At 55.0% G+C, this 25,963-nt stretch carries 25 protein-coding genes; 5 read left to right on the top strand and 20 right to left on the bottom strand.

All coding sequences use genetic code 11. The annotated features are described in order from the left end of the window. Positions 1 to 97: 97 nt before the first annotated feature. The 8 genes from proX to AAIG26_RS22805 all read right to left on the bottom strand — a co-directional run bounded on the left by proX (position 98) and on the right by AAIG26_RS22805 (position 8,135). Positions 98 to 1,099, bottom strand: a complete 1,002-nt coding sequence (gene proX / locus AAIG26_RS22770) for a glycine betaine/L-proline ABC transporter substrate-binding protein ProX (protein ID WP_020454907.1) — start codon at positions 1,097 to 1,099, stop codon at positions 98 to 100. Between the two features lie 58 nt (positions 1,100 to 1,157). Next, positions 1,158 to 2,219, bottom strand: coding sequence for a glycine betaine/L-proline ABC transporter permease ProW (gene proW / locus AAIG26_RS22775; protein ID WP_343181546.1), 1,062 nt, complete (start codon positions 2,217 to 2,219; stop codon positions 1,158 to 1,160). Then, a complete protein-coding gene (proV, locus tag AAIG26_RS22780) occupies positions 2,212 to 3,414 on the bottom strand; it encodes a glycine betaine/L-proline ABC transporter ATP-binding protein ProV (RefSeq protein WP_097407986.1) in 1,203 nt (400 codons plus the stop codon). The genes proW and proV overlap by 8 nt, the downstream gene beginning before the upstream one ends. Before the next feature lie 388 nt (positions 3,415 to 3,802). Beyond that, a complete protein-coding gene (gene nrdF, locus AAIG26_RS22785) occupies positions 3,803 to 4,765 on the bottom strand; it encodes a class 1b ribonucleoside-diphosphate reductase subunit beta (RefSeq protein ID WP_343181547.1) in 963 nt (320 codons plus the stop codon). A 10-nt stretch (positions 4,766 to 4,775) separates the two neighbouring features. Beyond that, complete coding sequence (gene nrdE / locus AAIG26_RS22790; RefSeq protein WP_343181548.1) at positions 4,776 to 6,920, bottom strand: class 1b ribonucleoside-diphosphate reductase subunit alpha; 2,145 nt, start codon at positions 6,918 to 6,920, stop codon at positions 4,776 to 4,778. Beyond that, positions 6,893 to 7,303, bottom strand: a complete 411-nt coding sequence (gene nrdI, locus AAIG26_RS22795) for a class Ib ribonucleoside-diphosphate reductase assembly flavoprotein NrdI (RefSeq protein WP_065370252.1) — start codon at positions 7,301 to 7,303, stop codon at positions 6,893 to 6,895. The genes nrdE and nrdI overlap by 28 nt, the downstream gene beginning before the upstream one ends. After that, positions 7,300 to 7,545 (bottom strand): glutaredoxin-like protein NrdH, encoded by a 246-nt coding sequence (gene nrdH, locus AAIG26_RS22800; RefSeq protein ID WP_020454901.1) that lies wholly within the window; start codon positions 7,543 to 7,545, stop codon positions 7,300 to 7,302. The genes nrdI and nrdH overlap by 4 nt, the downstream gene beginning before the upstream one ends. A 263-nt stretch (positions 7,546 to 7,808) precedes the next feature. Next, a complete protein-coding gene (locus AAIG26_RS22805) occupies positions 7,809 to 8,135 on the bottom strand; it encodes a DUF883 domain-containing protein (RefSeq protein WP_017459337.1) in 327 nt (108 codons plus the stop codon). A gap of 162 nt (positions 8,136 to 8,297) precedes the next feature. Between AAIG26_RS22805 and AAIG26_RS22810 the strand changes: the two genes are divergently transcribed. After that, positions 8,298 to 8,642, top strand: a complete 345-nt coding sequence (locus AAIG26_RS22810; protein WP_017459338.1) for a DUF2002 family protein — start codon at positions 8,298 to 8,300, stop codon at positions 8,640 to 8,642. A 31-nt stretch (positions 8,643 to 8,673) separates the two neighbouring features. Here AAIG26_RS22810 and alaE read toward each other — a convergent pair whose 3' ends face one another. Then, the gene (alaE, locus tag AAIG26_RS22815; RefSeq protein ID WP_017459339.1) at positions 8,674 to 9,123 is read right to left on the bottom strand and encodes an L-alanine exporter AlaE; all 450 of its coding nucleotides are present in this window, start codon (positions 9,121 to 9,123) and stop codon (positions 8,674 to 8,676) included. A gap of 450 nt (positions 9,124 to 9,573) precedes the next feature. After that, a complete protein-coding gene (locus AAIG26_RS22820) occupies positions 9,574 to 9,753 on the bottom strand; it encodes a hypothetical protein (protein ID WP_020454900.1) in 180 nt (59 codons plus the stop codon). Positions 9,754 to 9,932: 179 nt separating this feature from the next. On the opposite strand from AAIG26_RS22820, the gene AAIG26_RS22825 reads away from it, so the two are divergent. Further along, complete coding sequence (locus AAIG26_RS22825) at positions 9,933 to 10,091, top strand: YqaE/Pmp3 family membrane protein (protein WP_017459341.1); 159 nt, start codon at positions 9,933 to 9,935, stop codon at positions 10,089 to 10,091. 151 nt (positions 10,092 to 10,242) lie between these two features. Continuing rightward, positions 10,243 to 11,124, top strand: a complete 882-nt coding sequence (locus tag AAIG26_RS22830; protein WP_343181549.1) for a hypothetical protein — start codon at positions 10,243 to 10,245, stop codon at positions 11,122 to 11,124. A gap of 102 nt (positions 11,125 to 11,226) precedes the next feature. Here the strand turns inward: AAIG26_RS22830 and AAIG26_RS22835 are convergent, their stop codons facing one another. From AAIG26_RS22835 to AAIG26_RS22855, 5 genes are all read right to left on the bottom strand, one after another. Then, a complete protein-coding gene (locus tag AAIG26_RS22835; RefSeq protein WP_020454898.1) occupies positions 11,227 to 12,891 on the bottom strand; it encodes a methyl-accepting chemotaxis protein in 1,665 nt (554 codons plus the stop codon). A gap of 132 nt (positions 12,892 to 13,023) precedes the next feature. Then, positions 13,024 to 14,445, bottom strand: coding sequence for a DNA cytosine methyltransferase (locus AAIG26_RS22840; RefSeq protein ID WP_045510900.1), 1,422 nt, complete (start codon positions 14,443 to 14,445; stop codon positions 13,024 to 13,026). A gap of 75 nt (positions 14,446 to 14,520) precedes the next feature. Further along, positions 14,521 to 15,063, bottom strand: coding sequence for an RNA 2'-phosphotransferase (locus AAIG26_RS22845; protein ID WP_343181550.1), 543 nt, complete (start codon positions 15,061 to 15,063; stop codon positions 14,521 to 14,523). 82 nt (positions 15,064 to 15,145) lie between these two features. Continuing rightward, complete coding sequence (locus tag AAIG26_RS22850; RefSeq protein WP_343181551.1) at positions 15,146 to 15,670, bottom strand: rhodanese family protein; 525 nt, start codon at positions 15,668 to 15,670, stop codon at positions 15,146 to 15,148. Between the two features lie 2 nt (positions 15,671 to 15,672). Further along, positions 15,673 to 15,984 (bottom strand): metalloregulator ArsR/SmtB family transcription factor, encoded by a 312-nt coding sequence (locus tag AAIG26_RS22855; protein WP_045510887.1) that lies wholly within the window; start codon positions 15,982 to 15,984, stop codon positions 15,673 to 15,675. Positions 15,985 to 16,137: 153 nt separating this feature from the next. Between AAIG26_RS22855 and AAIG26_RS22860 the strand changes: the two genes are divergently transcribed. After that, entirely contained in the window at positions 16,138 to 17,409 is a 1,272-nt protein-coding gene (locus tag AAIG26_RS22860) for a lipase family protein (protein WP_343181552.1), read from the top strand. Positions 17,410 to 17,629: 220 nt separating this feature from the next. On the opposite strand, the gene AAIG26_RS22865 is transcribed toward AAIG26_RS22860, so the two are convergent. From AAIG26_RS22865 to AAIG26_RS22885, 5 genes are all read right to left on the bottom strand, one after another. Beyond that, positions 17,630 to 18,643 (bottom strand): substrate-binding domain-containing protein, encoded by a 1,014-nt coding sequence (locus AAIG26_RS22865; RefSeq protein WP_097407973.1) that lies wholly within the window; start codon positions 18,641 to 18,643, stop codon positions 17,630 to 17,632. A gap of 29 nt (positions 18,644 to 18,672) precedes the next feature. Next, positions 18,673 to 20,082 carry a sucrose-6-phosphate hydrolase gene (locus tag AAIG26_RS22870; RefSeq protein WP_343181553.1) on the bottom strand — a complete coding sequence of 470 codons (1,410 nt, stop codon included), beginning with the start codon at positions 20,080 to 20,082 and terminating at the stop codon, positions 18,673 to 18,675. Further along, positions 20,082 to 21,452, bottom strand: a complete 1,371-nt coding sequence (locus AAIG26_RS22875) for a sucrose-specific PTS transporter subunit IIBC (RefSeq protein ID WP_017459352.1) — start codon at positions 21,450 to 21,452, stop codon at positions 20,082 to 20,084. The genes AAIG26_RS22870 and AAIG26_RS22875 overlap by 1 nt, the downstream gene beginning before the upstream one ends. A 67-nt stretch (positions 21,453 to 21,519) precedes the next feature. Continuing rightward, positions 21,520 to 23,037, bottom strand: a complete 1,518-nt coding sequence (locus tag AAIG26_RS22880) for a carbohydrate porin (RefSeq protein ID WP_343181554.1) — start codon at positions 23,035 to 23,037, stop codon at positions 21,520 to 21,522. Between the two features lie 163 nt (positions 23,038 to 23,200). Continuing rightward, on the bottom strand, positions 23,201 to 24,127 hold the full coding sequence (locus AAIG26_RS22885) for an aminoimidazole riboside kinase (protein ID WP_045510868.1): 927 nt from the start codon (positions 24,125 to 24,127) through the stop codon (positions 23,201 to 23,203). Between the two features lie 442 nt (positions 24,128 to 24,569). On the opposite strand from AAIG26_RS22885, the gene AAIG26_RS22890 reads away from it, so the two are divergent. Beyond that, on the top strand, positions 24,570 to 25,955 hold the full coding sequence (locus tag AAIG26_RS22890; protein WP_343181555.1) for a glutamate decarboxylase: 1,386 nt from the start codon (positions 24,570 to 24,572) through the stop codon (positions 25,953 to 25,955). The last annotated feature ends 8 nt before the right edge of the window (positions 25,956 to 25,963 follow it).

Consider the following 25,963-nt stretch of genomic DNA (forward strand, 5'->3'; position numbering starts at 1 on the left):
GGCGAACAGGCAACAGGCGAACAGGTACTGCCTGAATAAGCAAAAGCGCCATCCGGCAAAAAACCGATGGCGCTGTTGAAGGGGTGACGGCGACAGGTTATTTCTGTGCGGCAAGCGCCTCTTTGATCCAGCCGTCGAACTGCTGCTGGTGCGCTTTGATCCAGCCATCAACGTGACCCTGAATATCCGCTTCAGAGGATTTGCCTGCATGCATCATGGCGTTTTCGGCATTGATATCGGCCAGCGGCAGTTTCATCACGGCGAAAAGTTTCGCCGCCGCCGGGTTTTTCTCGGCCCAGGCTTTGTTGGCAACAATATGCATGGTATTCACCGGGAACCCGTAGTTCATGCCGTTTGGCAGTTTGGTGTCGATATCTTTCTGTTCCCCCGGCAGGGAAGAGAACGGCACTTGCAGCCAGACCACATCTTTACCCGGTTTCAGCACGTCGCTGACCCAGTACGGCGTCCAGGTGTAATAGAGCACCGGTTTACCCTCTTTGAAACGGGTAATGGTATCCGCCATCATCGCCGAGTAGTTCCCGTGGCTAACGGTGACAGTGTTTTCCAGACCATAAGCCTGATGCTGGTGGTTAATCACCGCTTCGCAGCCCCAGCCCGGTGAGCAACCCATCATGTCGGCTTTGCCGTCTCCGTTACCGTCAAACAGCCTGGCGATTTTCGGATCTTTTAGCTGCTCAATGTTGGTGATGTGATATTTCTCGGCGGTTTTCTTATCGATCAAATACCCCTGCGCCGCGCCGGTCACATAGGTGCCTTCACGGTAGAATTTTTTGTCGCCCCCGGCGGCGGCATACATGTCGTCATGCAGCGGTTGCCAGTTGACGGCGGTAAAGGTGACATCGCCCGCCGCCATTGAGGTGTAACCCACGTTGTAATCCACTTCGTCCGGGGTATTCACGGTGTAACCGAGTTTTTCAAGGGCGCGGCTCACCAGCAATGTCTGGAAACTCTCTTCGGCAATAGTGCTTTGAAAAGGCTTCACGGTGATGCCTTTGCCTGGCAGTTCTGCGTCCGCAGCAAATGCACTGGTCGAGACAAGGGTGGCAAACGCTGTGGCAAAAAGTACGCTATGTCGCATCGTTGTTCCTTATTGTTCAGGTGGGATACTGCTGCCCGGCGAGTTGCCGGGCGACAGATTATTTAGCGAAAGGGCGGGTCAGCAGACCCAGCGGGCCGGTTTGATACCAGCGGCGATTACCGCGGCTGCGGGAATCGCGACCGACAGCCTGCGTCAGGCGGTCGAGAATGATAGCGAGGATAACAATCCCCACGCCGCCAACGGTGGCAAGCCCCATATCAAGGCGGCCAATACCGCGCAGTACCATCTGGCCAAGCCCGCCAACGGCGATCATCGAGGCGATCACTACCATGGAGAGGGCAAGCATCAACGTCTGGTTAATTCCCGCCATAATGGTGGGCATGGCCAGCGGTAACTGTACTTTAAACAACATCTGGCGCGGGCTTGCGCCAAATGAGCGCGAGGCTTCGATCAAATCGGCCGGCACCTGGTTGATGCCGAGAATAGTCAGACGTACCACCGGCGGCAGGGCGAAGATAATCGTCACTACCACGCCCGGCACGTTGCCAATACCAAACAGCATCACAATCGGCACCAGGTAGACAAACGCAGGGGTGGTCTGCATCGCATCCAGCAGCGGGCGAACGATTTTCGCCGCGCGCTGGCTACGTGCCAGCCAGATGCCCATTGGCAAACCGATCACCACGCAGAACAGCAGGGCGGTCAGTACCAGCGCCAATGTCACCATCGCCTGCGACCAGGCACCGATAGCACCAATAGCAATCAGTGATACCAGCGTGGCAACGCCCATTCCGGCGCTGCTCATCTGCCAGGCGATCAGCGAGAAAAGGATAATCGCCACCGGCGCGGGCATGCCCAGCAGCATCTGCTGGAACGCGCTGAGAATGTAATCCACCGGTACGCGAATGCCCTGAAACAACGGGCGGAAGTGCATCACCACCCAGTCGATCGCCTGCGTTACCCAGCTATCGAGCGGGATCAGCGTCTTGTGGAACGGATCCATAATATTGAAGTGTTCCGGCGCGGGTGCCGGCGCGCTGTGCAGCCAGTCAGTGCTGCCGCCATCGGCTGGTGCGCTACCGCCGCCCCAGGCATCCGCAGACTGCGCGGCGTTGTCGGTTGCCGGTGCACTATCCCACGGGTTGTTTTGATCAGCCATTGTTTGCCCCCTCGCGATCTAAAGCCTGCAGCAGCATCCGTTTAGAGATGATGCCCACATACTGTTGCTCTTCACCGACCACCGGTACGGCGCAGGGCGCTTGTCCAACGTGGGAGAGCAACTCGCTGAGCGGCGTTTCGGCATCCACCGCAAGCGGGGAGTCGATTAACGCCGCCTCGATCCCCTGGCTTTGACCGAGCGCCTCTTTCAGGGAGTCGATGGAAACAACGCCGACAAACTTATTGCCGCGTTCAATTACATACCCGAATTCACGATCTTCATCCTGCAACACTTTCAGCGCCGAACGCGGGCCGAAGCCTGGCGTTTTGCGAATCAGCCCAACGGGAGTACGCCGTGCAATATCTTTGGCGCTAAATACCTGACTAATATCCACACCACGGAAGAAGGTGCGCACATAATCATTGGCCGGATTATTCAATATTTCATCCGGCGTGCCGACCTGTACCACTTCACCGTTTTGCATAATGGCAATCCTGTCGCCAATACGCATGGCTTCATCCAGATCGTGGGAAATAAATACAATGGTGCGCTGGTGGCGAGCCTGAAGCTTTACCAGTTCATCCTGCATTTCGGTGCGAATTAATGGATCGAGCGCGGAGAAGGCTTCATCCATTAATAAGATATCGGGGTTGATGGCTAATGCGCGCGCCAGACCAACACGCTGGCGCATACCGCCAGAAAGTTCATCCGGATAACTGTGCGCATAATTCTCCAGCCCAACCTGACGCAGCGCATCCAGCGCTTTTTCCTGGCGTTCGTGCGCCGCAATACCGGCTAATTCCATGCCAAAGGCGGCATTATCCAGCACCGTCATATGGGGCATTAGCGCAAATGACTGGAAGACCATCGCAATCTTTTTCCTGCGCACCTCGCGTAATTCGGCGTCCGATATTTTGGCGATATCCACGCCGTCAATCAGCACCTGTCCGCGGGTGGGTTCAATCAGGCGATTGAGAAGGCGTACCATAGTGGATTTACCCGATCCGGATAACCCCATGATGACAAATATCTCGCCTTCTTCAATGGCCAGACTGGCGTCTTTCACGCCAAGCGACAGACCCGTTTTTTCCAGAATTTGTTCTTTCGAAAGTCCTTTTTCAATATATTTGAAAGCCCGCTGCGGATGCTCGCCAAATATCTTATAAAGGTTTTTAACTTCTAATTTAATTGCCATGCAATAATAGAGTTCCTGTTATTTATTGTGTCGATATCGTACCTGGTGAGAATAATTGACTGGATATACCCTAGCATACTCAGAATCTGAGACAACCCTGAATTTCCCGTCTTTAAGAATTTGCTTAAGCGATAATTGCCGCCATTTCCCATGAAATAAGGGCTGGCGGCGGATGAGATTTTTTTGAAATTCGTCGGGGAATCGCACCTGAATAGTGCTGATTCAGATGAAAATGACGAAACAATTACAGTGTAGAAGCTGAAGGGATATTGTGCCGGGAAATCACGAAGGCATTATTAAAATAATAATATCCTTTTTTCGTGGCGGGTTATTTTAAGTGCAATATCAACGGGAATATTCCTCTCCCTTTCAGGAGAGGAATGAAAGATTAGAAGTTCCAGTCTTCATCTTCGGTTTCGACGGCTTTGCCCATCACGTATGACGAGCCGGAGCCGGAGAAGAAGTCATGATTTTCATCGGCATTTGGCGAGAGCGCGGACAAAATTGCCGGGTTCACGTCGGCCATTTCCGGCGGGAATAACGGCTCGTAACCGAGGTTCATCAGCGCCTTGTTGGCGTTGTAGCAGAGAAACGCTTTCACATCTTCGGCCCAGCCACTCCCGGCGTACAGATCGTCGGTGTAACTGAGTTCGTTCTCGTAGAGATCCATCAGCAGATCCAGCGCGAACGTTTTCAACTCCTCGCGTTTTTCCGCGCTCACTTTTTCCAGCCCTTTCTGGTACTTATAACCAATGTAGTAGCCGTGCACCGCTTCATCGCGGATGATCAGGCGAATCAAATCGGCGGTGTTAGTGAGCTTACCGCGGCTCGACCAGTACATCGGCAGCCAGAAACCGGAATAGAAGAGGAATGATTCCAGAAACACGCTGGCGATCTTCTTCTTCAGCGGTTCATCGGCGCGGTAATAGTGCAGGATCAGCTGCGCTTTGCGCTGCAATGCGGGGTTCTCTTCGCTCCAGCTGTAAGCGGCGTCGACATCTCTGCTCTGGCACAGCGTAGAGAAAATAGAGCTGTAAGAGCGGGCGTGCACCGCCTCCATAAAGCTGACATTCGACAACACCGCCTCCTCGTGCGGGGTTAGCGCGTCCGCCATCAACGCGGGCGCGCCGACGGTGTTCTGAATGGTGTCGAGTAACGTCAGACCGGTAAAAACGCGAATAGTAAGCTGCTGTTCTGCCGGGCTTAACGTCTGCCAGGCAGGAATATCGTTCGACAGCGGCACTTTTTCCGGCAACCAGAAGTTGCTGGTCAGGCGATTCCACACTTCCAGGTCTTTATCGTCCTGGATTTTGTTCCAGTTCACCGCGCTGACGCGTGATAGTTGGCTCATCCTTTTCTCCTTACAACGCGCAGGACACGCAGCCCTGGATTTCGGTGCCTTCCAGCGCAAGCTGGCGCAGGCGAATGTAATACAGCGACTTAATGCCTTTTTTCCAGGCGTAAATCTGCGCTTTGTTGATATCGCGAGTAGTGGCGGTGTCTTTAAAGAACAGCGTTAGCGAGAGCCCCTGATCCACATGGCGCGTGGCCTCGGCGTAGGTATCAATGATCTTTTCCGGCCCGATTTCGTAGGCGTCTTCGTACAGCGCCAGGTTGTCGTTGGTCATAAACGGCGCCGGGTAGTAAACGCGCCCGGTTTTGCCCTCTTTGCGGATCTCAATTTTCGACACAATCGGGTGAATGCTTGATGTCGCGTGATTGATATACGAGATCGACCCGGTGGGCGGCACGGCCTGTAGATTCTGGTTGTAGATCCCGTAGTGCATCACATCGTCACGCAGTTGTTGCCACATTTCACGCGTTGGGATGGTGATGCCAGCACGTGCAAACAGCGCCCGCACTTTTTCCGTTTTCGGTTGCCAGTCACCCTCAAGGTACTGGTTGAAATACTCGCCGCTGGCGTAGCGCGAGGCCGGGAAACCGGCAAAATGCTGACCGCGCTCGCGGGCGATCATCATTGAGGTATGCAGCGCATGCCAGGTGATGGTGTAAAAGTAGAAATTGGTGAAATCCAGTCCCTCTTCGCTGCCATAGGCGATGCCTTCGCGCGCCAGATAACCGTGCAGGTTCATCTGCCCAAGCCCGATGGCGTGCGAGGCGGCATTGCCGTTTTCCACCGAGGGCACCGAGCGGATATGGCTCATGTCGGACACCGCGGTTAAACCGCGAATGGCGGTTTCCACCGTGCGGCCAAAGTCCGGGGAATCCATCGTGTGCGCAATGTTCAGCGAGCCAAGATTGCAGGAGATATCGCGCCCGGTATTGGCGTAATCAAGATTCTCATCGAAGGTCGAGGCGCTGTTGACCTGCAAAATTTCCGAGCACAGGTTGCTCATGTTAATGCGCCCGGCAATCGGATTGGCGCGGTTGACCGTATCTTCAAACATGATGTACGGGTAGCCGGATTCAAACTGGATTTCCGCCAGCGTCTGGAAGAAATCGCGGGCATTAATGTAGCTTTTACGCACGCGATCGTCGGCCAGCAACTGCTCGTACATATCGCTAATAGCAACGTCGCCGAACGGTTTGCCATATAAACGTTCGACATCATAGGGCGAGAACAGCGCCATCTCAGCGTTTGCTTTCGCCAGACGGAAAGTGATATCCGGGATCACCACGCCCAGCGACAGGGTTTTGATACGGATTTTCTCGTCGGCGTTTTCGCGCTTGGTATCGAGAAAACGCAGAATATCCGGGTGGTGCGCGTGCAGATAAACCGCGCCTGCGCCCTGGCGTGCGCCAAGCTGGTTGGCATAGGAAAAGGCATCTTCCAGCATTTTCATCACCGGGATCACCCCGGAGGACTGGTTTTCAATGCGCTTGATCGGCGCGCCGGCTTCGCGCAGGTTGGAGAGCAGAAATGCCACGCCGCCGCCGCGTTTGGAAAGCTGCAACGCGGAATTCACCGCGCGGCCAATCGACTCCATATTGTCTTCAATGCGTAACAGGAAACAGGAGACCAGCTCGCCGCGCTGCTGTTTGCCGCAGTTGAGGAACGTTGGCGTCGCGGGCTGAAAACGGCCTGAGAGGATCTCGGTGGTTAACTGGCGCGCCAGCGTTTTATCGCCCTGCGCCAGCGTCAGCGCCACCATGCAGGCGCGATCTTCGAAATGTTCAAGATAGCGTTTACCATCAAAGGCTTTCAGCGTGTAGCTGGTGTAAAACTTCCATGCGCCGAGAAAGGTCTGGAAGCGAAAACCGCTGGCGTGCGCATCGGCAATCAGGTCAACGACGAACGCGCGGTCGTAACGGGCCAGCACGCTGTCATCGTAATAACCTTCCGCCACCAGCCAGTTCAGACGTTCATCCTGGCTGTTAAACGTCACGGTATTCGGGCGCACATGGGTTGCCATAAAGGCGTCCACCGCCTCGCGGTCTTTATCAAACTGAATGCGGCCGTCTTTATCATAAAGATTCAGCATCGCATTCAGCGCGTGGAAATCGGGCGCGGATTGCATCACGCGCTCTGCGGTTGTCGTAGCCAAAATTCGCTCACTCCTTTACGCACGTTGTCGATGTCCTGTTGAGTGCCCATCAACTCAAAACGATACAGATACGGCACGGCGCATTTTTGCGATATCACATCGCCTGCGCGGCCAAAGGCTTCACCGAAATTACGGTTGCCGGAGGCGATCACGCCGCGAATCAATGCGCGATTGTGCGGATCGTTTAAAAAACGGATCACCTGGCGCGGAACCGCACCTGCCGTACCGCCGCCGCCATAACTGGGCACCACCAGGATATAGGGTTCGTCTACCTGGATGCGTTCACGCTCATTAAGCGGAATGCGCACCGCCGGCAGCCCGAGACGCGCGATAAAACGCTGCGTGTTTTCCGAGCTGCTGGAGAAGTAGACGAGAGTGCTCATGCGCTGGCGACGCTCGGCGCGGCATGTAAGCGATTAATCATATCCGGGCGAAAACCGGACCATGTTGTTTCCCCGGCGACAACCACCGGTAACTGACGAAAGCCCATCGCACGCAGCTCATCTGCCGCTTCCGGCACGTGGTCAACGTTCACCATTTCGAACGCCAGGCCACGGCTTTCCATCGCACGTTTGGTGGCGTGGCACTGAACACAATCATTTCGAGTGTAAATGGTAATGCGCATAATTCGTATTTCCGTCTAAAATGGATTGGCGGCGCGAAGGTTCGCGTCAGTTAGTGTCTGTGTTACTGATCTGAATACTAGATGTAGTTATTTAAAGATGCAACCACACAATATATAGGAAATTGTCATAGGCTTTGCCCGGAGGATAGAAACAATGGGTAAGGGCGGTGTGTACGCGTTTCGTACAGAAAAGGGCGATGTGCAGACAAATAAAAACCCCTGCGGGCGTTGAAACCAGCAGGGGTCAGCAGGGTGGAAATCTGTTAGCGGCGCAAGCTCAGCAGCGCGCCAAGAAAAATACCGACTGCAGCGGCAGCGCCAACGCTGCACCAGGGTTTGTCTTTCACAAACGTATCGGCACAACCCACGGCGTCTCTCGCCGCTTGTTGCACACGGCTGCGGCCATGCATGCGTGCGCGGGTCTCTTTCAGCAGGGCCTGTGCTTTACGGCGCGCGCTTTCCGCTTCGTCTTTCGCGTCGCTGCCCCAGGATTTCAGCACGGCTTCGAGGCTGTCAGCGAGCTGGTTAACATCGTGGTTAATATCCTCAACACCTTCATCTACGTCACGGCGATTCGGTCTGTTAAACATAGGATCCTCCCTCGTTTTCGATGTGAATTTTAGTTTAGACCATAATTTTCAAGGCCAGACGGCAATCATGCCTTTCAGGTTCGTTTGTGGAATTTTCTGAGTCACGGTCCATGCTCAGTCATGTAAGGTGGCGAGGCTTTGGAAAGATGACGAGGAAAATCTATGTATTTAAGACCCGATGAAGTGGCGCGCGTGCTGGAAAAAGTGGGATTTACCATGGATGTGGCCACGCCGAAAACCTATGGTTATCGCCGTGGCGAAAATTATGTGTATGTTAACCGCGAAGCGCGTATGGGACGCACGGCGCTGGTGATCCACCCCACATTGAAAGAACGCAGTTCGTCGCTTGCGGAACCCGCCTCGGACATCAAACTGTGCGATCACTACCAGAATTTCCCGCTCTATTTCGGCGGCGATGCGCAGGAGCATTACGGCATTCCGCACGGCTTTAGTTCGCGCGTGGCGCTGGAAAAGTTTATTACGGGGTTATTTGGCGAAGCGCACTAAAAGGCGACAGACCGAAGCCTGCCGCCCGCCATCAGGCCTTGGCCTGATGGTAGTTGCTCACCCGGAACAGGCGGCGGCAATAATCGAGGAAGTAACCGTACACTGCGCCCATCATCATCGACAGCACAATATTAGAGCTGACTGCGGCGACAATCTGGTGCCAGTCGGCACCGACTCCCCACAAAATAGCGACATACACCGGTGACTGGAAGGTCACATAAGCCAGCACATCGGCGAGATTTTTCATCCAGCCAGACGGGCTAATACGGCGGGCGTAACGCATAAATGCATCGCGATACATGCCATAAGGCCAGGCGATAATAATGTTCACCGGGATAGCCACCAGCCGCGATGAAAGTGACTGTTCAAAGCTCATTCCGGAGAGAAATATTTCAATCAACATGTTCACTACCGAACAGTAGACAACCATAGCAAAGGTGTCCGCAGCGGCGTGACGCAGGCGAGACTGCGAAGAGAACATGGTGGTGCTCCTTGATAATCAATAAACAGGCTAATGAACGGTCGTGTTAGCGTTTTGAAACGGCTGGTTTGATGTGTGTAGATTATCTGTCTGCATTGAAACTAACAACTAGCTATAAATTTTTATTTTCTTTTCTTTATTGGATAAAGTGCTCTGTGTTTGCGTGAATTTTACGCATTTCATTATTTTTGTTGGGTTGGTTGTAAAATATTTTATTTATCAAATGCTTGTATGTTTTGTGTGATGTGGCGCACTGAGCGGCTGGTGACAAAATGGGCGGGTTTTAGAGCGCTATGCTTTGCGGAAGAAAATAAAACATTAGGCAGCATTTTTTATGCTAACTAAGCGTGAATGGCAGTGTTTAGTGCTGAAAATGAGGTTGCTTGTTTATGCGGTTTTTTTGAATGGAAATGAAGTTTTAAGCGGTGGGTGAACGCCCACCGCCGCCGATCAGCAGACGCCAAAATCACCGTCTTCTTTATACAAAGAGACATCTTCCGCTTTCAGCGTGATTTTTGCTGCCTGCTCGTCGTGGGCCGGAACCGCGACAATCTGATCCTGATGGACTTCCAGAACTTTCAATTTTGGCCCGCCAATGCGTGGCTGCACAATATCGCCGACAGAAAACATGCTTTGCTCCTTTTGTAATGAGTTTGTGAAGATAAACATAGCCTGAACGTCTGCCAGGGTACAGCGTAAAAGAGGGTAAACACGGCCAGTGAAAGTGGCAGGTACAGTCAAAGTGGCTAATCTTTAAGGGATTGTCTTTTTTTTCAATCAGCTGGAATGACGTTGCACAGGAGGTTTATATGGGTTTCTGGCGAGTTGTATTTACCATTATTCTGCCGCCGCTGGGCGTGCTGCTTGGCAAAGGCTTTGGATGGGCATTTATCATTAACATCCTGCTTACACTGCTGGGCTATTTCCCTGGCCTTATCCACGCGTTTTGGGTGCAAACCCGCAATTAACCCCTGTCGGGCGGGTCTCCGCCCATTATTAAAACTCACCTGATAACACCCCAATTTATGGTGGTTTTGCGTGAATTTTGCGCAAAAAAGTAAAGAACCGATACGACGCAGACGATAACCGACTGATGAACGTTAATTCTATGGAGAAGATATGAGCATTCAGGATGTCGGTTCGGCTGTCGCGTTACAGACGTTGCCCGAAGTACGTCAGTCAAAAACCATCACGTTTGCCGGAAAAGAGATCGTCACGGAGCGCTCGATTTCCGTCAACATTTCAGCAGAAGCGCTGGCGAAGGGCATGGAAGGGCACACGCCGCCAACCAAAGAAGAAGCCGAAAAGAGGGCTCAGGCAATGGCGGTGGTTCGCAATGCCAACATGGCTACTTATGCCCGTGGGCCAAGCCTCGCCAGCGAATTCTATTCCGATCCGCAAAGCGCGGGCGACGCGGTGAAATTTATCGACTTTTTCCAGCACTCAACCGTTAACCCTGATGACATGGCCGCCGCGCTGCATCAGGCGCTGGTCTCACCGCAAACGAGCGGTGATTACACTACCAGCGCGATGGATCTGTCGATGACCCAGGCGAAGCTGAATGAGGTGGTGTCAAAGTACATCTCTGCTGATTATCAGCAACAGGCCAGCGCGTTTGTCGCTGGTTTTATTGCTGATAAAGCCGATCAGGCCGATCAGATTAACCGCGTGGTGCTGACACAGGCGTCGAATCTGGCGCAAAGCCTGGGCAATACAACACAAGCCAGGCAACATCAGCAGGCGATTGATCAACTGAGTGCGGGCACTCATGCCTCCCAGACGGTACGCAATCAAATGCTGAGTATCACCGCCAGCGGTACTGACAGCGATAGCTGGTTTACACAGTTTAATCAGTCAGTGGACAGTAGCGGAACGCTGCCGTTTATGCGTGATATCGAGGAAAACCACATCAGCGCGCTACAGCAGCAATGGCAGCAGTTTGCGGTCTTTTTGCAGACCGCAAAACAGAGCGATGCAGCACAAGAGGCGGGCAAGCAGTAGCCAGTAACCGCTACTGCGTTGCAGCGCCATCCGGCTTAAAAACATCATCGTGAAAGGAAGAAAAGCCAGCGCGAAGCATATCGCGCTGGTTTTTTGCGGGTGTCAGAACGTTTCCCAGTTGTTGTCACTACTTGAAGGCGCTGCGGTAGCGACCGGGCGCAGTGGCGTGGCTTGCGGTTTGCCCGGTTTTGCACTCAGGAGTGGGTTGTGTCCGTTAACACGGAACACGGCAACCGCCTGACGCAACTGCTCGGCTTGCTGCTCCAGCGCGGCGGAAGCGGCAGCAGATTCCTGTACCAGCGCGGCGTTCTGCTGAGTTACGCTGTCCATCTGCGATACCGCGAGGCTCACTTGCTCAATTCCCTTGCTCTGTTCTTCAGAGGCGGAAGCGATTTCACCCATGATATCCGTCACGCGCGTAACAGCGTTGACGATCTCTTTCATCGTATCGCCCGCTTCAGCAACCTGCGTGGTACCCGAGTTTACCCGGTTCACCGAGTTATCGATCAGGGTTTTGATCTCTTTAGCCGCCTGCGCACTGCGGCTTGCCAGCGTACGGACTTCGCCTGCCACCACCGCAAAACCACGGCCCTGTTCACCGGCACGCGCCGCTTCTACCGCAGCGTTGAGCGCGAGAATATTGGTCTGGAAGGCGATGCCGTCAATCACGCTGGTGATATGGGCGATTTGCTGCGAGCTGTCGGAAATTTCGCTCATCGTGCGCACCACGTTATTCACCACTTCGCCACCGCGCGCGGCGGTATCGGAGGCGTTTTTCGCCAGATGCGATGCCTGTCGGGCGTTGTCGGTGTTCTGTTTCACCGTGGCTGTTAACTGTTCCATGCTGGCGGCGGTCTCTTCCAGCGAGGCGGCTTGTTGCTCGGTACGCGACGAGAGATCGTTGTTGCCGGTGGAGATTTCGCTGGCGCCGGTGTAAATCGAATCCGAGCTGTTACGCACCGCGCTGACGGTTTTCACCAGCGATGTTTGCATTTCATGTAAGCCGGCGGCGAGCTGGCTCATTTCGTTGCGCCCTTCGGCCGAAATGCTCATCGTCAAATCGCCCCCGGCGATAGCGCGAATATGCCCCATCACGCTGTGCAGCGGGCGCAGAAGCAAGTGCTGCAAACCGAGCCAGATAACGGTCATCACCGCAATTACCACCAACAAAATCACGCCGAGCGTCCACTGCATGCTGGTAAAACTGCTCTGGTTTTGCTGGGCGGCGGCTTGCAGGAAGGTGTTGTTTTCCGCCCGCCATTTGGCGTAGCTGGCATCCATATCATCCTGCGCTTGCTGCGCGTCGAGGTTACCATAGGCTTCATAGTTATTGGCGCGCAGGAAAGCGATCGACTGCTGCAACACATCATGCATTTTGGTGATGTTCTGCGCCACTTCGTCGGCTAATGCAGCGTCCTGACCGGCAACGCGCGGTGTGCTTTTATAGTTGTTGAAATAGCCTTCTGACTTACCCAGAGAATCAGCCGCCGTAGTGAGCAGTTTTTCAATGCTGGCCAGCGACGCCGGATCGCGCTGGTTTTTCAAAAAGCGGATTGCCACGCGGGTAACGGTAACGCGTGTTTTGATAAGCGTGTTCACGCTGTCGCCAAGATTTTCTTGCTGCGCGTTCAGAACGCCAGTGTTCTGAAAGTTGACCCTGTCGTTATTGACCGCAGAGTAGAAAAGACCCCCAGTAACCAGTTGAAGAAGACAAAATACTGAAAGAGCAATAATGATGCCTGTAATAACCCGTATATTTTTAAGCATGGCCATAGTCCGTGAGAGAGTCGGGATTGCACCACTAATATCGACCTGGCCAGCATTAACTTTATGATCACTTTTTAAACACTTAAATAAGACTTAAATAAGTGCCGGCGCCTTGCGCGCCGGGAACATGTTTTAGATTTTTTTGCGGCGTTTTACGGCGAGAGCAATACGGGGTTCCAGCAGTTTTGCCACGGCGGCGAAGACGGGAACGACAACCGAGTTGCCAAACTGGCGATAAGCTTGGGTATCGGAAACCGGAATGCGAAACGGTTTTTCGCCCACTTTTTCAAACCCCATCAAACGCGCGCACTCATGCGGCGTCAGGCGTCGCGGGCGACGCGCCTGGTTTTCCGCGTTGGCAAAATCGGCCTCGCCGAGCGCTTTATCCCAGCCGCGATCGATAAGAATTTCTGAACCATCTTTGTGATAACGCGCCGAAAGCGTGCGCGCCACGCTATCCGCGCGGGTTGGATCAACCAGCCCGAAACCAAAACCATTGCCTTTCGCGGCGTGTTTTTTCGCGTAGCGATAGAGGTAATCCCACAGCTTATGCGACAACACATATTTGCTGTCGACGGTTGGCTCCAGTAACTCACCGAACGCGGGCCGCTTTGCCGGATAAAAACGGTCAATATCGCGCAGGGTAAAGCCGTCGGCGAGATCTAAATCGCGGCGAAAACCCACCAGCACAATGCGCTCGCGGTGCTGAGGTAAAAAGTGTTTGCCATCGATGATTTTCGGGTCATCTTTGCCGTTTAGCGCGGCGTCAGCGACGTCATAGCCCAGCTCATCCAGCGTATTCATGATCACGCTGAAGGTTTTGCCTTTGTCGTGGCTCTTTAAGTTTTTAACGTTTTCCAGCACGAAGATCGCCGGGCGACGGGCTTTGATAATGCGCGCCACATCGAAAAACAGCGTGCCCTGCGCTTCGCACTCAAACCCGTGCGCGCGACCCATGGCGTTCTTTTTACTCACGCCCGCGAGGCTAAAGGGCTGGCAGGGAAATCCGGCGAGCAGAACATCGTGGTCAGGGATCGTTGCGGCGATATGCGCGTAAGCGTCGGCTTCGGAAACGTTCGGGTTGCCGCTCAGCGTCACTTCGCGAATATCCTGATTGAAGGTATGCGTGGCGTGATCGTTGTACCAGTTGGCTTTATAGGTGCGCACCGCGTTTTTATTCCATTCACTGGTAAACACGCACTGCCCGCCAATGGCTTCAAACCCGCTGCGAATACCGCCGATACCGGCGAAGAGATCGATAAAGCGAAAACGATAGTTCGGGTGATGGGCGGGCGGGGAGGGCAGCAAGCTGCGAAGCTGCGCTTCTTCGGCGGCGGTGAACGTTCTCGGATTGCCTTTGCCGTTGATCCAGCGGTTGAGCGATTCGCGGCTCCACTCGGCTTTACCCGCTTTTTTTAACTGCTCCGCCACATATTTCTGGCCGTAGATTTCCAGCACCTGATCCAGTAGTACCCGGTCCCGTTCCTGCTGTCGCTGCTGGTCAGTATCTGCCTGCGCCAGCAGATCCTGCGCAAGTGAATCAAATTCTGCCATGACGTCTCCTTGGGGTTAGGCCCTGAAATATATCACTCATTTGACCCAGAGGATAATCGGCAGGTGCGGGGATTTTTACTGCGCAATAAATGAAGGCGGTACTGATTCGGTGAGCCACACGCCGTTATCAGCTTGATAGAAAACAAAGCCCTGCGTCTGCATCTCGCCTGCGTTAATCCGCAGGACCACCGGTTTCCCATGGCGCTGGCCAACTGCCGTTGCTGTGACTTCATCGGCGGATAAATGCACATACTGGCGCGATTTTGCTTCAAGCCCCTGCGTCAGAATGTCGTCAAGGAAACGGGTAGCCGTGCCGTGATAAAGCGTTTCTGGCGGCACTTTCGGTTGATAGGAAATATTGACCTGCGCGGTGGAATGCCCCTGCGCGGCGCGGATTGATACACCATCGGCAGATAAGGTGAAGCGCTTTTTATCGCTGGTCTCGACAATCTGGTGGATCAGCTCATGGGTAAACGCATAACCTTGCAGCGCTGCGCCGGCGATCAGCGCATCGATATTGGCCCAGCCTTCCGCGTCCAGCGTCAACCCAATCGCCTGAGGTTCATGGCGTAAGACGTAGCTTAAAAACTTACTCATCTCACTCTGTTTTTTGTCCATTAATGACTCTCCGTTTGAAAGCGCCATTATCTGGCGACTTTTCTGTGCGGGCAATTACCCACTTCTGGCAGCGCAAACCTGCTTAACTGCGGTTCCACGGCATTTTCGCCAGCAGCAGCGCCATGCCACACCAGCCGCTCAGACCCGCAAACAGCAAACCCGCGCCGACAAAACCCGACAGCAGAAAGAAATTAGGGTGAAGCGTAAAACCAAGCACCACACCGAGCAGGATCAGGCTGCCTGCCACAATCTGCACCTGCTGCATCAGCGGGCGCGGCTGACGTTTATCCTGCATCGTTGGCAGCTTTTCGCGCTTCCAGTTATTGAGCCCGCCGTCGAGGATCATCACCTTAGCTGGCGCTGCGGCGCGTACTAATGCGTCGGCGTTTTGTTGCGTGCGCATACCGGACTGACAATGGAAAATAACCGTTTGGTCCGGCGAACCTGGCGTAACAGTTTGCCCGGCAAGCACGTCGTCCAGCGGCAGGGAAAACGCGTCCGGCAAATGTTCACGACGAAATTCATCCGCCTGGCGAATATCAACAATCAGCGCGCCGTTTTGCTGCTGCACGCTGGCTTCTTGTGGGCTGACGAGGGTGTACCGCATGGTTATATCTCCGGACAATAAATGGTTTTCAGCGTATGAACCAGCGTGCGGATCGCAGGCGCTTTAATGAAGTAGTTCACCCGCTGCGCCTGGCGCTGGCTTTCGATCAACCCTTCCTCTTTCATCCGTGCCAGATGCTGCGACGTGGCGGAAGGGCTAAGGCCTGTAATCGCGCTTAGCTCCCCGGCGGATGTGCCGGGCGCGTCGCACAACATGCAGAGGATCAGTAAACGATGCGGGTTACTCATCGCTTTCAGCAGGGCAGACGCTTTCTCTGCCTGCGCTTGCAGTAAGGTGATATCCGGACTGGTCATTTTATTTTAGCATTATCTAAATTTAGGTAACTCTAAAATAAGTGGCGTGAAGAAAGCAACCTGTATGAATAAATTACTCACACTTTCGGTTTGAATTCTGGCCGCCAACTCCGTTTACTGACGGCTAACATCCCGCAATCTATGGAGAAAAACGTGAAAGTTTGCCGCTATCTCAACTGTGCGATTTGCGCCCTTACCATGTGGGTCAACGGCGCGAACGCCTGGAGCAACGCGCTGCCGGTTGGGCCTGCGGCAGGTGATCAAACGCTTTCGCCGTTTTATATCTGGGATGGCGCGTTACCCGATAAACCCGGCGTGATGCTGCGTGAAGAGCCGATTCCCGGTCAGCCTGATATTACCGATGCCAGCGAGATCGCGCGCATTCTTTATACCTCGCAGGATAAACGCTGGAATGCTGGCATCGTGCCGGTCAGCGGTACGCTGTGGTTGCCGAAAGGGCACGCGCCAAAAGGCGGCTGGCCGCTTGTCGCCTGGGCGCACGGTACGCTGGGCGTTGCCGATAGCTGTGCGCCTTCCTGGACTAACCCGACCCCGCGGGATGCGCACTATATCAATCAGTGGCTGAAGCACGGTTTTGCTGTCGTCGCCACCGATTACCAGGGCCTTGGCGGGCCAGGCCCGCACCCATATATGAACTGGGAAGCAGAAGGGCGTTCGGTGCTGGACAGCGTGCGCGCTGTGCTCAGCAGCACGCCGCAACTGGCAAATAACCTGGTGATCAGCGGTCAGTCGCAAGGCTCCGGCGCATCGCTTGGCGCCAGCCTGCTCGCGCCGGATTACGCGCCGGAACTCCAGCTTCGCGCGACCATTGCTACCGGTGTGGTCGCCACTTTTCCGGATGGCCCGATCAAACCGGGATCTGCGCGGCCAGGGCAGCGCGATCCTGCTCGTTTTACGCTGCTGCGCATCATTGGCGGTTCGCTGCCGGACGGCGCACCGCCAGCGGAAAAATGGGTAACAGATCAAGGCGCGAAGATGCTGGCGCTCGCCAGAACATCCTGTATGCCGGAACTGGGGCGCTATGAGCGGCACGAAAAACTGACTGGTGACACGGTGTTTATCGGTGGCACAAAACAGGTGGAGTCAACCTTGCTTGCGGTAACGGATATGCCGGTGAAAACCTTTCCTGCGCCGCTGTTTACCGCAACCGGGCTTGCCGATCATACGTTGTCACCGCATCACCAGTACGCCGCTATCGCTGCGCTCTGCGCGGGTGGCAATGCGGTGGAGTGGAAGACCTACCCTGGCATTACGCATAACGGTGTGGTTAACGTCGCTTTCGATGACGAACTGAAATTTGTACGCGGCGTGATGGAAAACGCCCCGCAGTCCAACAGTTGTGGTTCGTTACAGGCCCCGGGGAAATTGCAGCAGCCATTAGAGGGCGTGCCGTTTAACCGGTAGCGTACCGGGCAGACCAGAAATGCAGCGATACACTCTCCGCCTGAAAGACAGCAAGTAAAAGGGAGAAATCGGTGTCAGGCATGGCAAGCTACGGTTGTCGATAACCGACACCGACGGGGTTTTGCTGAACAGTGATGTGCTCATTATTCTCTCCTGTTTGTGTGATACCGCCAGTAAGGCTGCATGATTAAAAATAGAGCAAACAGGAGAGGGATGATTCTTATGAAGCGGGGTGGCGAAAGCGCAGCGTTGCGGGCAGCACCCGCTGTGGTGAAGCCGGTTCATTGCCTTCTATCATCTGGGTGATGATATCAAAGCAGTCCTGCGCGAGTCGCGGGACATTCTGCTCCACCGTATCAATCGGTAGCGTCAGCGAATCATATAAATAGTGATCGTCGAAGCTGGCGATATGAATATCGCTCTCCAGCATATGGTGCTGGCTCATATAACGCAGCACCCCTTCCAGCAGGCCGCAGGCGGCGGTGAACAGCGCTTTTGGCGGGCGGCCCAGTTTCGCGCACAGGGCGGAGAACATTTCGTAACCGCTGCTCGGATGGTAATTACCGTGAATAATCCACTCCGGGCGCGGAGTCACACCGGCGCGCTCCAGCCCTTGCATAAATCCGGCAAGGCGGTCTTTGGTGGGCGACAGGCGCGGTTGCCCGCCAAGAAAGTAGACTTCATCCGGGTTGGCGCGCGCCAGCCGTTCGACCAGTTCGGCGGTCGGCGTCAGCGAATCGGTGATCACCAACGGCAACTGTGTGTCATTGATATGGCGGTCAAACAGCACCACCGGCAACTGCTCGCTGAGCTTCACATAGTCGGCGTCGTTTTGCATGCTGGAGGCGACAATCAGCCCGTCGACCTGGCGCGCAACCAGGTTATTGACCACCACCGTTTCCTGGCTGGCGTTTTCATCGGTACAGGAGATAAGTAGCTGCAAACCGGCTTCGCGGCAGAGATTTTCCAGCTCGTGAGAAAAAACAGCGAAACCGTAGTTGGTGATTTCCGGCACCACCAGCCCCAGCGTGTGGCTGCGGTTTTCACGCAGCAGGCGGGCGTGAATGCTGGGCTGGTAATGATGCTGCTGGGCGATAGCCTGCACGCGATCGCGCGTCTCCTGCGCCACGCGCAGCTCTTTACCACGGCCGTTAAGCACCAGGCTGGCGGTGGCTTTTGAGACCCCCGCCAGCGCGGCGATATCACTGATGGTAACGCGTTTTGTTTTTCTCACGGTTGTGCATCGGTTAAGGAAACAAGCACTTATTCTACCATGCAAGCACGTAACGACCAGTAGCTGGCCTGCACTTCTGCGTCTCCCGTCAGGGTTATTTGCGCCGGATGGGCCGGGAAGTAGCGGCTGCTCATCACCCCTTCGCCATCGTTGATAAAGATTTCGACGCTGGAGTGGTCACAAAGGATCTGCAACTTATGCGCACATCCGTTCCAGTAACGGTGCTGCCACACGCCGTTCTCCAGACTGCGACGTGAAAGACGCAGTTCATCGTGCTGCCATTCGAGGCGCAGCGTATCGGCGAAATCCAGCGTTATGCCGCCCGCACTTTCCAGCACCAGTTCCAGGCGCTGCGCATCCAGCGCGGGCATCTTGTGCGCTGTGCCGCGATAATGTTGCTGATCACCACGCAGTGCCTGCAACTCCCTGACCGGTTGCTGATAGAGTTTTCCGTTGCGCGAGGACAGCTCTCGCAGGCAGGTCATCTGGTGGATCCAACCGTTGGCAACGGTCGGCTGGCGCATCTCTTCGCCGTCCGGCACGCCCATCCAGCCTACCAGCAGGCGGCGCCCGTCGGCGGTGAGTGTGGTTTGTGGAGCATAAAACTCAAACCCGGCGTCCAGTTCGTGAAAGTCGCCGTGCTGGTAGCTTGCACTGGCGTAGTCGAGCTGACCGCTTAAATAAGCGCTTGGGTAAGTGTTGAGATAACGCTTCTCTTCCCGCGCTATACCCTGCGGACAGCAGATTAAAAACGTACTGCCGTTAAGGGTGAACATGTCCGGGCACTCCCACATATAGCCCGCGTCACCCAGTCCACCCAGCCCGCTACCGGCGATTTCGCCAAGGTTTTGCCAGTTCCACAGGTTTTCGGAACGCAGGAGTAAAACTTTGCCCTGCAATTGCAGGTCCTGCGCGCCCAGTACCATGTACCAATAGTCGCCGTGGCGCCACACTTTCGGGTCGCGAACGTGGCCGGTGTAGCCGTGCGGCAGGGGGAGCGCCGGGCCGAGCTTGTCGAAGCCGCCCGCGCTGTTTTGCACCGCCAGGCATTGCCACGCGGTGCGCGTGCCATCATCAAATTTCACATTGCCGGTATAACAAAGCGTCAGGACGCCATTGTTATCAACAGCGCTGCCGGAATAACAACCGCTGCGGTCATACTCTTCATCGGGCATCAAGGCGACAGGTTCATGCTGCCAGTGCACTAAGTCCTCTGAACTCCAGTGCCCCCAGCACTTGTGCTGGTGCTGGCAGCCCAGCGCATTCCACTGGTAGAACAGGTGGTAGCGCCCGGCAAAGTGGATAAACCCGTTTGGATCGTTGAGCAGCCCGGTGGCCGGCGCCAGGTGCCAGCCGGGGTAGTGGCTGTCATTCAGCGCCTTCGGTAGACCTTTCATCACCGCCTGTAAAATGGCGGGTAGCAGCGGTTGTGAAGCCATTATTCAGAGTCCGTTTTGTATTTCAGCAGGTAAGAGATAACAAAGGCGACGCTAAAGGCGATAGCCATGCCGATAATATAATTCAGCAGCGAGCTGGCCTGCACAATCGCCATCCCTGGTAGGCCGGTCAGGCCAACCGCCGTCATATAGACATGCACCGACACCACCCACGCGCCGCCAACCGCGCCGCCAATCAGTGCGGCGATAAACGGTTTTACAAAGCGCAGGTTGATACCGAAAATAGCCGCCTCGGTAATGCCGAGCAGAGCAGAGAACGCCGAGGGCAGGGTAATCGCTTTAATCTTCGCGTCTTTGGTTTTAAACCATACCGCCAGGCACGCTCCGCCCTGCGCCACATTTGCCATCGCCCAGATCGGCAGCAGGAAGTTAACGCCAATCGATGGATTCCCCAACAGCCCGGCTTCAATGGCATGGAAGCTGTGGTGCACACCGGTAATGACAATCACCGAATACAAGCCGCCGAACAGCAAACCGGCCAGCCATCCGGCATGGGTGATAAGGGTGCTGAGCACAAACGAGATGCCGTCGCCGAGCGCGCGACCCGCCGGGCCGATAATCAACATCGCGACAAAGCCGGAGATAATCACCGTCAGGAACGGCGTGAGGATCAGATCCAGCGCATCCGGGATCACCCGGCGGAGCTGTTTTTCCAGCAGGCTCATAAACCACACCGCCAGCAGCACCGGGAAGACAGTCCCCTGGTAGCCGATCATCGCCACTTCGATGCCGAAGAAGTTCATGGTGTGGAAGCCAGCCGCCACGCCCCAGGCGTTGGTCAGCGCCGGGTGAGTCAGAATGCCGCCCAGCGTTGCGCCAAGGTACGGGTTACCGCCAAATTCGCGCGCGGCAGTAAAACCAATCAGGATCGGCAGAATGATAAACGCCGCCGAGCTGAACATGTCGAGCATGATATAGAGCGCGTTGTCAGCGTTGACCCAGCCGTAGGTTTTCACCATCCCCAGCAGGCCCATCAGCAGACCGGAGGCGACAATCGCCGGAATAATCGGCACGAAAATGTTGGAGAGTAAACGGGCGATACGCTGGAACGGGTTCAGTTTACGCGCGGCAATGTCTGCCGCTTCCGATTTACTGGTTTCGCTGATCCCGGCTTCGGCAATAAACGCGGCGTAGACTTTGTTCACTACGCCTGTGCCAAAGATAATCTGCAACTGACCAGCGTTACGAAAGCACCCCTTTACGCCGTCGACTTTGCCAATCGCGGCAGTGTCTGCTTTAGCGTCTTCCACCAGCACCAGGCGCAGGCGTGTCGCGCAGTGCGCGGCGCTGGCAATATTGTCCTTGCCTCCCAGCAGCGGCAGTAGCGACCGGGAAATTTGTGCAAAATCCATAAAAACCTCTGTTTTATCGTTTTTGTGGGACTAACCGGCAAAAAGGGCTCCCGAAGGAGCCGTTTCATCAGAACCAGGTTTCCATTTGTACGCCGAAGTTCCATTCACCGCCGGCCTTGAAGCCGTCGCTGCCAAAGGCATCGGAGCTCGCATATTTATCCAGACGATGATCCCAGTCCATCCAGGTGGCGAACAGGCGGATTTCCGGGCGTTTAAGGAATTCACCCACATCGCTGGCTTTCAGCGTTGGGGCGACGGTGAGTTTGTAGAAGTTGCCGCTGACCGCGTTGCGGCTGTTGTAGCCTTCCGGGCGCAGATCCATGTACTGATAGCTGCCTTCATACTGCATTTCGAAGTTTTCGGTAAAGCCCTGAATCAGGCGCACGTTAGCGGTTGCCCATTGATAGCTGTCGCCTTTGACATAGCGATCTTTGCTGGTCTGCGCCAGCAATGCCGGGGCAATATGCCAGCCGCCGCCGAGCGGCGTAATACCGTAGCTGGCAAGACGCCAGGTGTTGGCTTCCGGCAGCAGCGCGCCGTCTGAACCGATTGACTTCACTTCCGCACCCAGGCCGTGACCATACAGCAGCGCGGTTTTCGCTGACCCTTCGCGCAGGCCGTAGAAGCTGTCGTTATGCAGGCCGAGCAGAGCATGTACGCCGGTGTTCGCCGCATCGCTCTTCACTTTGTTGCCGTCGAGATCGAGGCGATCATCGTTGTCTTTGGCGCGCATCCCGCTCACCATCAACTGCACCGGACCGTAGAAGTTATTCAGCGAGAGAATGTAGTTCTGCGCGGTGTTTTTGCTGTTTTCGATATCACCGAAAGTGCGCCCGTAAATCGAGACGTTGCTGCGCGCGTTGTCGCCCCATTTCATGTCGTAGACGCCCGCGCCGGTCCCGGCGAGGAACACCACATCGGAGTCGATCCAGTGAATGTCGAAGTTGTCGCGGTCAAAGCGTTTACCGGCCCAGACGGTGGAATCTTTAAACGCGCCGCTGAAGCTTGGCAGATGGCCGATTTCGGTAAATGCCTGGCGCAGGTTGAGATCGCTTGAGGACGCCGTCCAGTCGTTATAGGTTTTCTGCCCGTCGGCGAGCATCACTTTAAAGCGCGTGGTCGCACCGTTCGCCAGCGTCTGTTTATGCTCGAGGTTCATCTCAACATAGGTGTCCGGCTCATTCCCCAGACGACCAACGTGGCCGCCGGTTTCTCCGGCAGGTGTCACCGTTGGGCCACCCTGCGTTTTGGCGGCCGAGTTGTTCATCAGCAAGCCGGAGCGGGCGTAGCCGTGGAACTCAAACCCGCCTTCGTCAGCGGCTTTTTGTTCCAGTTTGGCGATACGCTGCTCAACCGGGGCGGTGGTGGTCTGGTTTTTTTGCTGGGCGGCAGCCAGTTGCTGGGCCTGTTTTTCGGCGGCCTGCGCACGGTTTTCGGCGGCGTTAGCGCGTTGTTCTGCGGCTTGCAGGCGCTGTTCCAGTGCGGCGAGACGCGCTTCAATGCTGCTCATGCTGGGGTCGGCAGCGTGAGCGGCCCCGGCGCTTAATATCAAACCAAGGGTTACGGCGAGCGTGCTTTTTTTCATCTTTTTGCATCCCTAAGGAAGAGCCATCATCACAGAGTTATTTTGCTAAACCGGTTTAGGCCTCGAATCATAATCAAGGCCATTTTCTCCACGCAATGAAATTTGCTAAACCGGTTTAGTGATTGTGAGACGGCTCGCAAAACGAAACGGCAGGCCCGCTAAATCAGCGGCATTGTTCCAGAAGCTGGTGGTGATACGGCAGGGCGGTCATCGCACCTTTGGCGGTAGTCGCCAGCGCGCCGCAGATCTGCGCGCTGGCAAGCCTCGCGGACAACTGCGCTTCGCAGTCCGGCAGACCGTGCTCCGCGAGCCCCCACAACAGCCCGGCGACAAAGGCGTCGCCCGCACCGGTGGTATCGATGCTCACCACCGGTAAAGTGGGGTAGTGGAAAATCTTGCCGCTGTGCCAGGCGGTGACGCCCGCTTTTCCTTGTGTCACCAGCAATAAGCTAATGGCATAACGGCTTGCCATGGCTTGCATGCTGGCCTCAAGCTGTGTGGAACCGGAAAAAAACGCCAGCTCCTCTTCAGACAGTTTCACCACATCGGCCAGCGTTAACGCCTGGCTCAGGCACTGGCGAAGCTGCGTGGCGTCCGACCAGAGATCCTGGCGGATATTGGGATCGAAGCTGACAAAGCCGCCCGCGCTGCGCACCCGCTGCATGGCAGAGAAGGTGGTGGATCGCGATGGTTCTGCCGCCAGCGCAATCGAGCAGCAGTGTAGCCATTCGCCGCACTGGAATTCCGGCAGGTCGCTTTCGGCAAGAAACAGGTCGGCGCTCGGGCGTACCATAAAGGTAAACGAACGTTCACCGTCATCGTCCAGCGCCACCACCACCGTGGAGGTGCGCTGCGACGGGTCAGCGCGCATAAACGCCGTGTCGACCTGTTCTGCTGACAGCGTTTGTTGCATAAAACGACCAAATGGATCGTCACCGACGCGGCCAATAAACCCGCTATTTCCCTGCAACCGCGCAACGCCGACCGCAACATTCGCCGGTGCGCCGCCGGGACACTGCATTAAATGCCCCGGTGCTTCCGGCAGTAAATCCACGACGGCATCGCCCAGACACCAGACTCTGGCTGACATGCTTTTCTCCTGACAAAACGTATTGCTAAAAATTAACTAAAACGGTTTAGCAAATCAATGATGTTTTGCAAGACCTGTGATTTTTTAACCCCTGCTGTGCGGTGGATTTTATGCGCAACGTAAAAGATATATCAGAGAAACAAGAATATAGTCAGGCGGAAAATAACAATTCCCGGCCATATAAGATCTGAATTCTTCTCATGTAATATAAATTAAGATAATGAAGGTGGTTATTAATATCAGCAGGTTAGCTGCTCTTATTAATAAATATACATTTCACCTGTTAATGGTTTTTTCTTTAAAATTCAGTCTAATGACGTGCCATTTCCATTCATTTAATTACTGGATAAGGAAATTCCATTCGTTTGAAAAAATAAAAATCAGGGTTTATAGCTTTCTCAGGCATAACGAATTACCGATTGCACCCATAAGGAGAGAGCACATGGATGAGCAATACCCTGGCATAGATGATATTTATGCCTCCCTGGAATTATCTTCGTCCCTGGAAAAACACCAGTTCCCCGCTAAAGAACGGGACCCGCGCAATGTCTTTGCCGCAGTACGCGACGAATTGATGCTTGACGGTAACTCACGACAAAACCTGGCAACGTTCTGCCAGACATGGGTCGATGATGAAATTCGGACATTGATGGATTTGTCCATTGACAAGAACATGATCGATAAAGACGAATACCCGCAAACGGCTGAAATTGAATCTCGCTGCGTACATATGCTGGCCGATTTATGGCACTCGCCGGAGGCGCAAAACACGCTCGGTTGCTCGACGATTGGTTCCTCTGAAGCGGCAATGCTCGGCGGGCTGGCGCTGAAATGGCGCTGGCGAAAAAAACAGGCCGCTGCAGGCAAACCTACCGACAAACCGAACCTGATCTGCGGGCCTGTGCAAATCTGCTGGCACAAATTTGCCCGCTATTTTGATGTTGAGCTGCGCGAAATTCCCCTGCAAGGCCAGCGGTTAGTGATGAACGCCGAAGAGGTGATCAAGCGGGTTGATGAGAACACCATTGGCGTTGTCCCGACGATGGGCGTCACCTTCTCGTGCCAGTATGAGCCGGTAAAAGCGGTGCATGATGCGCTGGATAAGCTGCAACAGGAAACCAGTCTTGATATTCCCATCCATGTTGACGGTGCCAGCGGCGGGTTTCTGGCGCCGTTTTGCGCACCGGACATTGCGTGGGATTTTCGCCTGCCGCGGGTGAAATCAATTAATGCCTCTGGCCACAAATTCGGTCTTGCACCGCTGGGTGCCGGTTGGGTCGTATGGCGCGAGGCCGCTGATTTGCCGGAAGAACTGATTTTTAACGTTAACTACCTCGGCGGCAACATGCCGACGTTCGCCCTCAACTTTTCACGACCTGGCGGGCAGGTTATTGCCCAGTATTACAATTTCCTGCGCCTGGGGCGGGAAGGCTACACGAAAATTCATCACGCCTGTTACCAGACAGCGCAGTATCTGGCGCGGGAAATCGACAAACTTGGGCCGTTCAAAATCTTGTTCGATGGCGACAGCCAGCAAGGCATTCCCGCGCTGGCGTGGACGCTGCGCACCGAGCGCGCCATTGGCGGATACACCCTTTATGACCTTGCAGATCGCCTGCGCAGCCGCGGCTGGCAGGTGCCCGCCTATTCAATGCCAGCCCATCGCGAAGATTTGGTTATCCAGAGGGTGCTGGTGCGCCACGGTGTAAGCCATGATCTCGCCAGCTTGCTGGTGGACGATATTAAGCGCGCGCTTGACTACTTTTCCCGCCATCCGGTCATAAACCCGCTCAGCGCTGAGGAAGCCAGTGGTTTTAATCACGCCTGAGGCCCGGA

This window comes from Kosakonia sp. PSU_27 (assembly GCF_039409795.1).
Taxonomy (GTDB): domain Bacteria; phylum Pseudomonadota; class Gammaproteobacteria; order Enterobacterales; family Enterobacteriaceae; genus Kosakonia.